Source organism: Streptomyces sp. NPDC102270 (assembly GCF_044766405.1).
GTDB lineage: Bacteria > Actinomycetota > Actinomycetes > Streptomycetales > Streptomycetaceae > Streptomyces.
The window spans coordinates 111,588-123,753 of sequence record NZ_JBIWLX010000008.1 but is presented as its reverse complement, the minus strand read 5'-3'; the positions used below and the strand labels follow the sequence as shown (position 1 = coordinate 123,753).

At 69.3% G+C, this 12,166-nt stretch carries 14 protein-coding genes; 7 read left to right on the top strand and 7 right to left on the bottom strand.

The annotated features are described in order from the left end of the window. Positions 1–49: 49 nt before the first annotated feature. Positions 50–451: an SseB family protein gene (locus ACIRP7_RS17945; RefSeq protein ID WP_403659893.1), complete on the bottom strand. Its 402-nt coding sequence runs from the start codon at positions 449–451 to the stop codon at positions 50–52. 1,033 nt (positions 452–1,484) lie between these two features. On the opposite strand from ACIRP7_RS17945, the gene ACIRP7_RS17940 reads away from it, so the two are divergent. Next, positions 1,485–1,805, top strand: a complete 321-nt coding sequence (locus tag ACIRP7_RS17940) for a hypothetical protein (RefSeq protein WP_403659890.1) — start codon at positions 1,485–1,487, stop codon at positions 1,803–1,805. Between the two features lie 35 nt (positions 1,806–1,840). On the opposite strand, the gene ACIRP7_RS17935 is transcribed toward ACIRP7_RS17940, so the two are convergent. From ACIRP7_RS17935 to ychF, 3 genes are all read right to left on the bottom strand, one after another. Next, positions 1,841–2,254 carry a DNA-binding protein gene (locus ACIRP7_RS17935; RefSeq protein ID WP_403659887.1) on the bottom strand — a complete coding sequence of 138 codons (414 nt, stop codon included), beginning with the start codon at positions 2,252–2,254 and terminating at the stop codon, positions 1,841–1,843. Beyond that, positions 2,236–2,520, bottom strand: coding sequence for a hypothetical protein (locus ACIRP7_RS17930; RefSeq protein WP_403659884.1), 285 nt, complete (start codon positions 2,518–2,520; stop codon positions 2,236–2,238). The genes ACIRP7_RS17935 and ACIRP7_RS17930 overlap by 19 nt, the downstream gene beginning before the upstream one ends. Before the next feature lie 304 nt (positions 2,521–2,824). Beyond that, the gene (gene ychF, locus ACIRP7_RS17925) at positions 2,825–3,913 is read right to left on the bottom strand and encodes a redox-regulated ATPase YchF (protein WP_403659882.1); all 1,089 of its coding nucleotides are present in this window, start codon (positions 3,911–3,913) and stop codon (positions 2,825–2,827) included. A 178-nt stretch (positions 3,914–4,091) separates the two neighbouring features. Between ychF and ACIRP7_RS17920 the strand changes: the two genes are divergently transcribed. Then, positions 4,092–4,619 carry a DUF6542 domain-containing protein gene (locus ACIRP7_RS17920; protein ID WP_403659880.1) on the top strand — a complete coding sequence of 176 codons (528 nt, stop codon included), beginning with the start codon at positions 4,092–4,094 and terminating at the stop codon, positions 4,617–4,619. A 202-nt stretch (positions 4,620–4,821) separates the two neighbouring features. On the opposite strand, the gene ppgK is transcribed toward ACIRP7_RS17920, so the two are convergent. Both ppgK and ACIRP7_RS17910 read right to left on the bottom strand, forming a co-directional pair. Then, positions 4,822–5,565, bottom strand: a complete 744-nt coding sequence (gene ppgK / locus ACIRP7_RS17915) for a polyphosphate--glucose phosphotransferase (protein ID WP_403659878.1) — start codon at positions 5,563–5,565, stop codon at positions 4,822–4,824. Between the two features lie 29 nt (positions 5,566–5,594). Further along, positions 5,595–6,605 (bottom strand): 4-hydroxy-3-methylbut-2-enyl diphosphate reductase, encoded by a 1,011-nt coding sequence (locus ACIRP7_RS17910; RefSeq protein ID WP_403659876.1) that lies wholly within the window; start codon positions 6,603–6,605, stop codon positions 5,595–5,597. Between the two features lie 96 nt (positions 6,606–6,701). Here ACIRP7_RS17910 and ACIRP7_RS17905 point away from each other — a divergent pair, with 96 nt between their 5' ends. The 4 genes from ACIRP7_RS17905 to ACIRP7_RS17890 all read left to right on the top strand — a co-directional run bounded on the left by ACIRP7_RS17905 (position 6,702) and on the right by ACIRP7_RS17890 (position 10,300). Further along, positions 6,702–8,060 carry an APC family permease gene (locus tag ACIRP7_RS17905; RefSeq protein ID WP_403659873.1) on the top strand — a complete coding sequence of 453 codons (1,359 nt, stop codon included), beginning with the start codon at positions 6,702–6,704 and terminating at the stop codon, positions 8,058–8,060. A gap of 50 nt (positions 8,061–8,110) precedes the next feature. Further along, on the top strand, positions 8,111–9,319 hold the full coding sequence (gene xseA / locus ACIRP7_RS17900) for an exodeoxyribonuclease VII large subunit (protein ID WP_403659870.1): 1,209 nt from the start codon (positions 8,111–8,113) through the stop codon (positions 9,317–9,319). A gap of 9 nt (positions 9,320–9,328) precedes the next feature. Next, a complete protein-coding gene (locus tag ACIRP7_RS17895) occupies positions 9,329–9,562 on the top strand; it encodes an exodeoxyribonuclease VII small subunit (protein ID WP_403659867.1) in 234 nt (77 codons plus the stop codon). Between the two features lie 147 nt (positions 9,563–9,709). Further along, complete coding sequence (locus tag ACIRP7_RS17890) at positions 9,710–10,300, top strand: malonic semialdehyde reductase (RefSeq protein WP_403659864.1); 591 nt, start codon at positions 9,710–9,712, stop codon at positions 10,298–10,300. Positions 10,301–10,361: 61 nt separating this feature from the next. Here ACIRP7_RS17890 and ACIRP7_RS17885 read toward each other — a convergent pair whose 3' ends face one another. Then, a complete protein-coding gene (locus ACIRP7_RS17885; protein ID WP_403659861.1) occupies positions 10,362–10,883 on the bottom strand; it encodes a DUF4245 domain-containing protein in 522 nt (173 codons plus the stop codon). A gap of 127 nt (positions 10,884–11,010) precedes the next feature. Between ACIRP7_RS17885 and glpX the strand changes: the two genes are divergently transcribed. Then, positions 11,011–12,045 (top strand): class II fructose-bisphosphatase, encoded by a 1,035-nt coding sequence (gene glpX / locus ACIRP7_RS17880; RefSeq protein ID WP_403659858.1) that lies wholly within the window; start codon positions 11,011–11,013, stop codon positions 12,043–12,045. Positions 12,046–12,166: the final 121 nt, after the last annotated feature.

The window sequence follows — 12,166 nt, the reverse complement described above, 5'->3', positions numbered from 1 at the left end:
CAGCCCCGACACCGTCCAAGTCCTCGTCACCTGGACGTGACCGCGCGGCTCAGGCGACGTCGCGGTCGAGCAACTCCTTGACGCCCTGAGCCGTCAGTGCCAGCTCCTCCGGTGTTCCGGCGTCGATGACCAGCGCGAGCTTCTCGGACGGCCAGCGGTGGGCGAGGACGCCGAGGGTCACCTGCTGGTGCTCGGTGATCTGCGGGAGGGCATGCTGCATGCGGGTCCGCGTGGTGAACACCGGCACCAGTTCGGTGCCGTCCTCCACCTGGTAGACGGGCAGTGTCACCTCTCCGGGAACGCCGTCCTGGGCGGCGGCGTCGGCGGTGGGCACGAGGACGTCACTGCCGGCAAGGGTGTCCAGCTCGGCTTCGTCCGCGTCGCCGGCCACGACGGCGCGCAGGGCCAGCTGCACGGCGGGGGCGGCGCCGTTGGAAGAGTGATCAGTCATGGCTGCTCCGATCGGCACGTCGAAGGCGCGGGGCAGCGCTGCTCCCGCTCGTGTTCCACGGCCCGACTACCCACGGGGTCATGGCCCATGTGTGGGGTGGGGACGCGACCGGGTCCCAGGGAGAGAAAGGCCGAGGGCCCGACTCCGAAGAGTCGAGCCCCTTCTGACCGACAGATTCCTCACACGTTGAAGTGGAACTCAGCCACAAGGCTTGACCTGCGGAAATGCTGGCGCATCCCAGCACCATCCCGGCACGGGATGTGCGACAAAGTACAAGACGATCCAGGGGCGCCATTACACGTCAGCTCCCACGCCGATGCGGGCCGCGCATCATTTCTGAAGCCGGGTGTATCTCCCGGCAGAGCAGCCGTGCGAAGGCGTGGCGTTCGCTGCGAGGTAGTTTCCGGGCACAGTCAACTCCGGACAGAGCAGCGTGCTTTTGGCACACGCACCCGGGGGTGGGAAGCCGGTGGTCGAACATCTGGTCGGGTCGGGGACCGAAGCGGGTGTCGTACTCGATGCGTCGTGGAGGTCCGCTGACCAGGCCCGTGCTGCGTGCGGTCCAGGCGCAGACGACCAGGCAGGCGGCCTGCTGGGCCAAGAACGCGGCCGAAGGACGGAACCCGTCGTCCGTTCTACCGATCAGCTCAGCCGAGTTGATCAGCCCGCACACCGGCCGTCCGAGAAACTGCCCGACGAGCTCCCGCTGTTGATTGTCCAGGCCTTTCAGGTCTCGTTCGGTCAGTGGCTCCTGCCCGCGGGCGATTCGGGACAGCGGGAGCCCGGTCAGTTCATGCAGTCGCTGCTCCGCGCTCTCCCGGTGTGGTTGGCCTTGAAGTAGCAGCGCAGGCAGGGGCCGGTGGGCAGTGCCTCGTGCAGGGTGACGGTGGTGCCGACCGGGCCGCCGGTGCGAGATCGGCATGCAGTCGCTGCAGGACGTGCCGGGGTCGGCCTCCGCGGCAAAGCCGCGGAACGTAAACGCCTTGCAGACCAGCAAGCCAGAGAGGTACAGCAAAAGCGCTGGGAAGCCGCCATGCAGGAAGCCCGCGCCACCTACGCCCACGCCTACCGCGTCAAGCACCTCGGAGAACAGGCGGACGCCTGGTACCAAGCCAGCCGCCTGACCGAGTACCTCGCAGCAGTGCGCGACCACGCCACATCACTGCCGCCCGGACAGGAGCAGACCGAGGTCGAGGCGTGGCTCGTGTTCGCGGACGCGCACCTCCACCACCTCACCGAATCGGTCTCAGCGCCGAAACACAAGAGACGGAAGAGCGGCAACACAGCGGCGGATCGCCGGTTACCGAAACCGGCGATCCGCCGAATGCCGGTGGCTCCACCGCCACTCACTTAACAACCGTCGAAAGGCAGAAAGGGGACCAGGAGAAATCACACCGCCACGAGCCGGACCCTCTCGCCGCACAGCTTGGCCATGTCGTCAATATCGGACGTCAGCATGACCACGGGGCGGTGCTGTCGCAGCGCGGCCTCGGCGACGGCCGCATCGATCGCGTACTTGTGTCCGTGCAACCCGGCATTCATCAGCAACTTCGAGGCCGCCCTCGCCTCCTCGTCGCCGACTGGGACGACCCGCAGCCCGGAAAGCACCCAGTTCAGGCGGGGCTTGTTCGTACGAGCGTGGACGGCTTCGATGATGGCGAGCGCACTGATCACGACCTCCATGCCGCGCGAGCGCGCCTCAGCGATCAAAGCCACCACCTGCTCGTGGTCGGCGAGCAGTTTCGAGAGTCCCTCGCTGTCGAGGACCAGCGTCCCCTCGTGACTCAACCTGCGGCGGGCCACTCTGCCTCCTCGGCGAACACCTCGTCGAGGAACTGCCGCGCCCGCTGGCGAGCCGGCTCGGAAACCGGCCCCTTGCGGCTCTCGTAGTCCGCCAAGTACTCGTCCAGGACCTGCCCACGCAGCTCACGCTCGACCGCCTCAGCGATGAACGCGGAGAACTCCCGCTTGCCCACCCGCGCCCGGATTGCCTCCGCGGTCCCCTCCGGCAGCGACAGGCTCACCCGCGTCGCCGGTCCTTCCCCGATGCTGTACGTCGTCTCACCCATACGCCGAGTGTGTCAAACAAGTAGGAAAAGTGCCACGGCTCGCATCTGCACGGGCCCCGGAGTCGTGAAGAAGTCGTGGAATGGAGGCCCACCCGCCCGCCTGTCGCATCGGGAGATCGCTGCCCGAACCCCAGCACGGGCGTTCTCATCCCCTCCCAGCACGGTAGGGATGAGCAGGGGTGATGACAGATGACGAGAGGTCAGCCATCCCAGCACGGGAAAAACTGAGGGCCCGACTCCGAAGAGTCGGACCCTCTCTGACCTGTATGTTTGCCAGATCAGCGAAGTGGTGATAATTCGCCCGCTAGACGTTGAAACGGAACTCCACGACATCCCCGTCCTGCATGACGTAGTCCTTGCCCTCCATCCGCGCCTTCCCCTTCGCGCGGGCCTCGGCCACCGACCCCGTCTCGACCAGGTCGTCGAAGGAGATGACCTCCGCCTTGATGAAGCCCTTCTGGAAGTCGGTGTGGATGACTCCGGCAGCCTCGGGGGCGGTGGCGCCCTTCTTGATGGTCCAGGCGCGGGACTCCTTGGGGCCTGCCGTGAGGTAGGTCTGCAGGCCGAGGGTGTTGAAGCCGACGCGGGCGAGGGTGGCCAGGCCCGGCTCCTCGGCGCCGACCGACTCCAGGAGCTCCATCGCGTCCTCCTCGTCGAGCTCGGCGAGGTCCGCCTCCAGCTTGGCGTTGAGGAAGATCGCCTCGGCGGGGGCGACCAGGGCGCGCTGCTCTTCCTTGAAGGACTCGTCGACCAGCTCGTCCTCGTCGACGTTGAAGACGTACAGGAAGGGCTTCGTGGTCAGCAGGTGCAGGTCGTGCAGCAGTTCCTCGTTGCCGGAGCCCTGGACGATGCCCGCGGAGAACAGGGTGTCGCCCTTCTCCAGGATCTCCTTCGCCGCCTCCACGGCCGCGACCTTCGGGACGATGTCCTTCTTGATCCGCGACTCCTTCTGGAGGCGGGGCAGGACCTTCTCGATGGTCTGGAGGTCGGCGAGGATCAGCTCGGTGTTGATCGTCTCGATGTCGTCCTTGGGCGAGACCTTGCCGTCGACATGGACGACGTTCTCGTCCTTGAAGGCGCGGATGACCTGGCAGATCGCGTCCGACTCACGGATGTTCGCGAGGAACTTGTTGCCCAGGCCCTCACCCTCGGAGGCGCCCTTCACGATGCCCGCGATGTCCACGAAGTCGACGGTGGCCGGAATGATCTTCTGGGAGGAGAAGATCTCGGCCAGTTTCGCCAGCCGCGCGTCCGGGACGCCGACCACGCCGACGTTCGGCTCGATCGTGGCGAACGGGTAGTTGGCCGCCAGCACGTCGTTCTTGGTCAGGGCGTTGAACAGGGTCGACTTGCCGACATTCGGCAGGCCGACGATTCCGATCGTGAGCGACACGTTGCGACTTCCCGTACGTGAGAGGAGACGTGAGGAGACTGGGCGGCCAGGGGGCCGATCCACCAGTCTACGGCGTGCCGCAGCACGCTCCGGCGGCCCTCTCGAACGCATGGCCAAGGTCTTTCCCACGGCGTGTCCGACGAGCGATTCCGCACATAAACAGACCTAGGTTGGTCCAGTGGAGCAACACAGGACACGACCCCCGCACAACGGAACGCGACGACCGGCCCAAGGAGCGCCGCTGCCCGCGCAGGCCCGCGGCGAGCGACGGCCACCGGTGGTCCGCAGACCCACGCCACCGGTGGTCCGGACGCTGCGGCGGCTGCGGCGGCTGCCGAATCCCCGGCTCACCGGGCTCGGCGCCGGCCTGTTCTGCGGCGCGTTGATGTTCGTGCTGGGCTGCCTCGTCTCCCTGTTGTTCGGCTCGTCGCTCACGACGTACGGAGTGCTGTTCGTGCCGGTCAGTGTGCTGACGTCGGTCTGGATGCGCCGGGGCGACCTGCTGACCGCCCCGATCGTCGTCCCGATCGCGTTCGCCGTCGGGCTCGTCCCGGTCGCCGACAGCGGCGGCGGCACCTCGGGACGCCTTATGGGCCTGTTCACCGCCCTGGCCACCCAGGCCGGCTGGCTCTACGCCGGCACACTGGCCGCCGGCCTCATCGCACTGGCCCGCAGGATCCACCTGGTACGCGACCGCTCACGCTGAAGCGCCGACTGGGGCCGAGGGTGCGAGGAACCGCTCCGGGGCGGCCGACTCGGGCGGCACAGCCGGGGGCGGCACCGGCGACGCGTGGGGCTCTCGGGACGCCCTCGGCCCGAGGCCCCTGCCTGCCGGTCACTCGGTGCCGACAACCGACCGCACCGCGCCGGTCCACAGGTGGCGCCGGCTCAGTCGGGGGCGGGCCCCCTTACTGCTGCACCGCCCGCATCGCCGCCCCCACGATCCCCGCGTTGTTCTGCAGCTGGGCCGGGACGATCTCGGCCTTGATGCCCTCGATGTGGGGCAGGAACTTCTGGGACTTGCGGCTGACGCCGCCGCCGATGATGAACAGCTCGGGCGAGAAGAGCATCTCGACATGGGCGAGGTACTTCTGGACGCGGTGGGCCCAGTGCTCCCAGGTGAGTTCCTCGACCTCGCGGGCCTTGCTGGAGGCCTTCGTCTCGGCGTCGTGGCCATGCAGCTCGAGATGGCCCAGCTCGGTGTTGGGGACGAGGACGCCGTCGACGAAGACCGCGCTGCCGATGCCGGTGCCCAGGGTGAGCAGGATGACGGTGCCCTTGCGGTCCTTGCCCGCGCCGAAGCTCATCTCGGCGACGCCCGCCGCGTCCGCGTCGTTGACCACGGTCACCGGCAGCCCGCCGAGCCGGTCGCTGAACAACGCGCGCGCGTCGGTGTCGATCCAGCTCTTGTCGACATTGGCCGCCGTACGGATGTGGGATCCGCCGGTGACCACACCCGGGAAGGTCAGCCCCACCGGGCCGGTCCACCCGAAGTGGTCCACGATCTGCTTCACCCCGTCGGCCACGCCGTCGGGCGTTGCCGGGTGCGGGGTGAGCACCTTGTGGCGCTCCTGGGCGAGGTCGCCCTTGTCCAGGTCCACAGGGGCGCCCTTGATCCCGGATCCGCCGATGTCCAAGCCGAAGATCTGCATGGCCCTACGTTACGACGGACGACTGACAGTCACGCCGGGGAGGTCCCCTTACGCTCCGCGACCAGCGCCGCGGCCTCCTCGCGCAGGTCCCGCCGCAGTTCCTTGGGCAGGGAGAAGGTGATGGACTCCTCGGCCGCCTTCACGAGTTCGACGTCGCCGTAGCCGCGCTGCGACAGCCACTCCAGGACCTCCTCGACGAGCACCTCCGGCACCGAGGCGCCCGAGGTCACACCGACCGTGGTCACGCCCTGGAGCCAGGCCTCGTCGATCTCGCTCGCGAAGTCCACGAGGTAGGCCTCGCGGGAGCCGGCCAGCTTGGCGACCTCGACGAGCCGCTTGGAGTTGGAGGAGTTGCGGGAGCCGACCACGATGACCAGTTCGGCCTCGGCGCCCATCTGCTTCACCGCGAGCTGGCGGTTCTGCGTGGCGTAGCAGATGTCGTCGCTGGGCGGGGAGATGAGCTGCGGGAACTTCTCCTTCAGCGCGTCGACGGTCTCCATGGTCTCGTCGACGGAGAGCGTGGTCTGGGAGAGCCAGACGACCTTCGACTCGTCGCGGACCTCGACCTTGGCGACGTCCGAGGGACCGTCGACGAGGGTGATGTGGTCGGGGGCCTCGCCGGAGGTGCCGATGACCTCCTCGTGGCCCTCGTGCCCGATCAGGAGGATGTCGTAGTCCTCGTTCGCGAAGCGGACGGCTTCCTTGTGGACCTTGGTGACCAGCGGGCAGGTCGCGTCGATGGTGGCGAGCTTGCCGCGCGCGGCCTCCTCGTGGACGACGGGGGCGACGCCGTGCGCCGAGAACATGACGATGTTGCCCGGCGGGACCTCCTCCGTCCGCTCGACGAAGATGGCGCCCTTCTTCTCCAGGCTCTGCACGACGTACTTGTTGTGGACGATCTCGTGCCGGACGTACACCGGAGCGCCGTACTGCTCCAGGGCTTTCTCGACGGCGATCACGGCGCGGTCCACACCCGCGCAGTAACCACGGGGGGCGGCGAGCAGGACACGGCGGCCAGGCGAAGCGGTCATGCGTCCCATCGTAAGGCCGCGTTCGGCCGGTCAAAGATCGCGTGCCCGTGACCTTCCTGGGAAAACGGAGCAGGAGGGGGCGGGCGAGGCACAGGCGGAGGCACCATGTCCGGTACCGGTACGGCGGACCGTACGGCCGAGGAGGAGCACGGCGGCCTGCGGCGCAGCCTGGGCTTTCGGGACCTCATCGTCTACGGACTGCTGTTCATCGCTCCCATGGCCCCCGTCGGCGTCTACGGCACCCTGGACGCCAAGTCGCACGGTGCGGTCGCGCTCGTCTATGTCGTCGCCACGGTGGCGATGGCCTTCACCGCATTCAGTTACGCCCAGATGGTGCGAGTCGTCCCCCAGGCGGGGTCGGTGTTCGCCTACGCGCGCGCGGGGCTCGGCGAGCGGGCCGGGTTCGTCGCGGGCTGGATGGCGATGCTGGACTACCTCCTCATCCCCGCCGTGGCGTACCTGTTCTCCGGGATCGCGATGAACTCCCTGGTGCCGGAGGTCTCGCGCTGGGTGTGGACGGCGCTCGCGGTGGCCGTCACGACCCTGCTGAACCTGTGGGGCGTACGGGTCGCGGCGCGGGTCGGCTTCCTGGTGCTGGCCCTGGAGATCGTGGTCCTGCTGGTCTTCGTGGTGTCCGCTGCCGTGGTCCTCGCGCGGGGCGGCGTCGAGCGGGGCTGGCTGTCGCCGCTGTCCGGGGACGGCACCCAGGGTGCGTTCGCGCTGTCGGCGGTGCTCGGCGCGGTCTCGGTGGCCGTCCTGTCGTATCTGGGCTTCGACGCGATCGCCTCCTTCGCGGAGGAGGTCACCGGCGGTTCGGCGAAGGTCGCGCGCGCGGTGCTGTTCTGTCTGGCCCTCACGGGTGTGCTGTTCGTGGCGCAGACCTACCTGGTCGCTCTCCTCGACCCGACGACCTCTGCCGAGTTCGCGGCCGACCCGGGCCGGCAGGGCTCGGCCTTCTACGACGCCGTCGACAGCGCGGTCGGCACCTGGCTGCACGACCTGGTGGCCGTCAGCAAGGCGATCGGCGCGGCCTTCGCGGCGCTGGCGGGCCAGGCGGCGGCCGGGCGGCTGCTGTTCGCGATGGGCCGCGACCGGCGCCTGCCGCGCGTGCTGGCGAAGACGGACTCCGGTGTCCCGCGCGTGGCCCTGCTGTGCGCGGCCGGCATCACACTGGTCGCGGCGGTGTGGGCGGCACGCCGGGACGACGGCATGGATCACCTGGTGTCCGTGGTCGACATCGGCGCGCTCACCGCCTTCACGCTGCTGCACGCGAGCGTGCTGGGCTGGTTCGCGATCCGGAGGCGCGGTGGCCCGGTGGTCTGGTGGCGGCATGTGCTGGCGCCGGTCGTGGGGGCGGTGATCACCGTGGCGGTGATCGTGGAGGCGTCGGGGGCGGCGCAGGTGGTGGGCGCGGTGTGGTTGCTGGTCGGGCTCGGGGTGCTGGTAGCCCAGCGCAGCCGGTAGTTCGCCACCGGTGACGGTGCGTTGTCGTACCCGGCCGTTACGCTCGCGGCATGGCTGTGAACTCGACCCCCGAAACGCCTCTGCCCGTCGGCGAGGTGTCGCGCCTCATCGGCGGCTGGATCGACCGTCTCGGCGCCGTGTGGGTCGAGGGGCAGATCACCCAGCTCTCCCGGCGCCCGGGCGCGGGCGTGGTGTTCCTCACGCTGCGCGATCCGTCGTACGACATCTCGGTGAGCGTGACCTGTTTCCGCCAGGTCTTCGACGACGTCGCCGATGTCGTCGGCGAGGGCGCCCGGGTCGTCGTCCTGGCGAAGCCGGAGTGGTACGCGCCGCGGGGGCAACTCTCGCTGCGGGCCGCCGAGATAAGGCCGGTCGGCGTCGGTGAGCTGCTGGCACGCCTTGAGCAGCTGAAGAAGTCCCTCGCCGCGGAGGGGCTGTTCGCGCAGGAGCGCAAGAAGCCGCTGCCGTTCCTGCCGCAGCTCGTCGGGCTGGTCTGCGGGCGCGCCTCGGCCGCCGAGCGGGACGTCCTGGAGAACGCGAGGCACCGCTGGCCGGCCGTCCGCTTCGAGGTGCGCAATGTGCCGGTGCAGGGGGTGCATGCCGTCCCGCAGGTCGTGCAGGCGGTCAAGGAACTCGACGCGCTGGACGATGTGGACGTGATCATCGTGGCGCGCGGCGGGGGCAGCGTGGAGGATCTGCTGCCGTTCTCCGACGAGCAGTTGGTGCGGGCGGTCGCCTCCTGCCGTACGCCGGTGGTGTCGGCGATCGGGCACGAACCGGACACCCCGCTGCTGGACTACGTCGCCGACCTGCGGGCCTCCACGCCGACGGACGCGGCCAAGAGGGTCGTACCCGATGTCGGGGAGGAGTACGAGCGGGTGCAGGCGCTGCGGGATCGTGCCCGGCGGTGTGTCGAGTCCTTCCTCCAGCGGGAGGAGCGGGGCCTCGCGCAGGCGCTCGCGCGGCCGTCGATAGAGGATCCGCACCGGATGATCGACGAGCGCGCCGACCATGTGGCCGCCCTGGCCGACCGCGGCCGCCGCACCCTGGGGCATCTGCTGGACCGCGCGGACTCGGAGCTGACGCACACCCACGCGCGCGTGGTGGCCCTCTCCCCCGCCGCGACCCTCCAGCGCGGGTACGCCGTACTGCAGAAGGCCGACGGGCACGTGGTGCGGGCACCGGACGAGGTGACGGCGGCGGAGCCCCTGCGGGCGCGGGTCGCCGAGGGTGAGTTCGCTGTCCGAGTCGATGCGTAGGGTGGGCGGATGACCAGCAAGGTGGCGGAAGAGGCGCTCGGGTACGAGCAGGCGCGGGACGAGCTGATCGAGGTCGTACGGCGGCTGGAGGCGGGCGGTACGACGCTGGAGGAGTCCCTCGCGCTCTGGGAGCGCGGCGAGGAGCTGGCCAAGGTGTGCCGGCGGTGGCTGGACGGGGCGCGGGCCCGGCTGGACGCGGCACTGGCCGAGGAGTCGGAAGACGGCGAGAGCGACTCCGACTAGCCGCGGGCGGAAAAGCTGGTGTCTGTGAAGCGGATCACCACGCCCTGGATTTGATTGAAGGTTGAACTTCATTGGCGTACGGTCGGAGACGTCAACCGGTCCACGGTCCGTTTCCGGGGCCCACGCACCTCTTGAGAAGGTTCCTCCATGTCTCTCGTTCTTGACCCCGCCGCCCAGGACCTGCTGTTCCGCGAGGCCCGCACCGCGAACACCTTCACCGACGAGCCGGTGACCGACGAGCAGGTCCAGGCGATCTACGACCTGGTCAAGTACGGCCCGACCGCCTTCAACCAGAGCCCGCTGCGCATCACCCTGGTCCGCTCCGCCGAGGCCCGCGAGCGCCTGGTCCAGCACATGGCCGAGGGCAACCAGCCGAAGACCGCCACCGCCCCGCTGGTCGCGATCCTCTCCGCGGACAACGAGTTCCACCAGGAGCTGCCGGAGCTCTTCCCGCACTTCCCGCAGGCCAAGGACGTCTTCTTCAGCGAGCGCCCCGCCCGCGAGGGTGCCGCCGGGCTGAACGCCGCCCTGCAGGCCGCGTACTTCATCATCGGCGTCCGTGCCGCGGGCCTCGCCGCCGGCCCGATGACCGGTGTGGACTTCGAAGGTGTCCGCAAGGAGTTCCTGGACGACGACCACACCCCGCTGATGGTCGTCAACATCGGCAAGCCGGGCGCGGACGCCTGGTTCCCGCGCTCCCCGCGTCTGGCGTACGACGAGGTCGTCACCACCGTCTGAGACGGCTGACACACGACGAGAGGGGCCCGGCCGCCAAGCGGCCGGGCCCCTCTCGTGCGGTTCACGCCATCTTGAGGGACTTCGCCATCTCGGTCAGCTGGGTCAGCGATCCCGTGCCCGCGACCACCGTCGTCGCCCCGTCGCCCTGGTGCACGAGGGCGTCGTAACGGCCGCCCGAGTACCGCGTCCAGGTGCGGCCCGCGATCTTCTGGGTCTGCTTCGTCGCGTCGGCGCCCTGGCTCGCCGCCTCGATGAACGCCGACGGCTTCTGAGTCGACTGCTCGATCTGCACGTACTGATCACCGGGGGCCTGGAAGCCCAGGTGCCAGGCGTCGAACTCGTCGCCCCGGAAGCGCACCGAGGTCGCCTTCCAGCCGGCCGGCAGGCCCTCGGGCGCGGCGACCGGGTAGGAGGCCGCGCGGCGGGCCGTGAGCAGCTCGACGCGGTAGTCGACCGTCTTGATGTCGGGAGCGGAGTCGTCGTGCGGAATGAACACGTAGATGACCGCCGCCGCGATCCCGATCAGGCCCAGGGAGAGAATCATGTCCCGGACCGTCTTCTGCTTGCCGTTCGAACCTGCCACGCCCCCTATCGTCGCAGGTACCCGGTCCGCTCATCCGTGGGGTCCCCTGCTCATTTTGTCGGACTGGGGATAGAGTCGACGGTCGAACCCTCATCCGGCCGTCGTCGTATCAGAAAGGTGCGCTCCGATGACCGAGCATCATCATCTGCCGTCCGAACTCGAAGTCCCCTCCGAGGCCCCCGACCGCAACCTCGCCCTGGAACTCGTCCGGGTGACCGAAGCCGCCGCGATGGCCGCGGGCCGCTGGGTCGGCCGGGGCGAGAAGAACGGCGCCGACGGCGCCGCGGTGCGCGCCATGCGGTCCCTCGTCTCCACCGTGTCGATGAACGGCGTGGTCGTCATCGGCGAGGGCGAGAAGGACGAGGCCCCGATGCTCTTCAACGGAGAGCGCGTGGGCGACGGGACCGGCCCCGAGTGCGACATCGCCGTCGACCCGATCGACGGAACCACGCTGACGGCCAAGGGCATGCCCAACGCGATCGCGGTGCTGGCCGCCGCGGACCGGGGATCGATGTTCGACCCGTCCGCCGTGTTCTACATGGACAAGCTGGTCACAGGTCCCGAGGCCGCCGACTTCGTCGACATCAACGCCCCGGTCTCCGTCAACATCCGGCGGGTCGCCAAGGCCAAGCGGTCCACCCCCGAGGACGTGACTGTGGTCATCCTCGACCGGCCCCGGCACGAAGGGATCATCAAGGAGATCCGGGAGGCCGGAGCACGGATCAAACTGATCTCCGACGGTGACGTGGCGGGCTCGATCTACGCGCTGCGCGAGGGCACCGGCGTCGACATGCTGCTGGGCATCGGCGGTACGCCCGAGGGGATCATCTCGGCCTGCGCCGTGAAGTGCCTCGGCGGGACGATCCAGGGCAAGCTGTGGCCGAAGGACGACGAGGAGCGGGCACGGGCGATCGACGCCGGGCACGATCTGGACCGGGTGCTCATGACGGACGACCTGGTGTCCGGGGAGAACGTGTTCTTCGTGGCCACGGGCATCACCGACGGGGAGCTGCTCCGGGGCGTCCGGTATCGCTCGGAGACGGCCACGACCGACTCGATCGTGATGCGGTCGAAGTCGGGGACGGTTCGGCGGATCGACTCGGTGCATCGGCTGAGCAAGCTGCGGGCCTACAGCGCGATTGATTTCGATCGCGCCAAATAGCCCGTGGGCTGTGCGGCGTTGGCGGCCGCGGGTGCGTCGTGGCTTGTCGCGCCCACGCGGCGGAGCCGCACATCGATACAGTCCCGCGCCCCCAGGTGAGTTCACTCGCCGTTGATCAAGA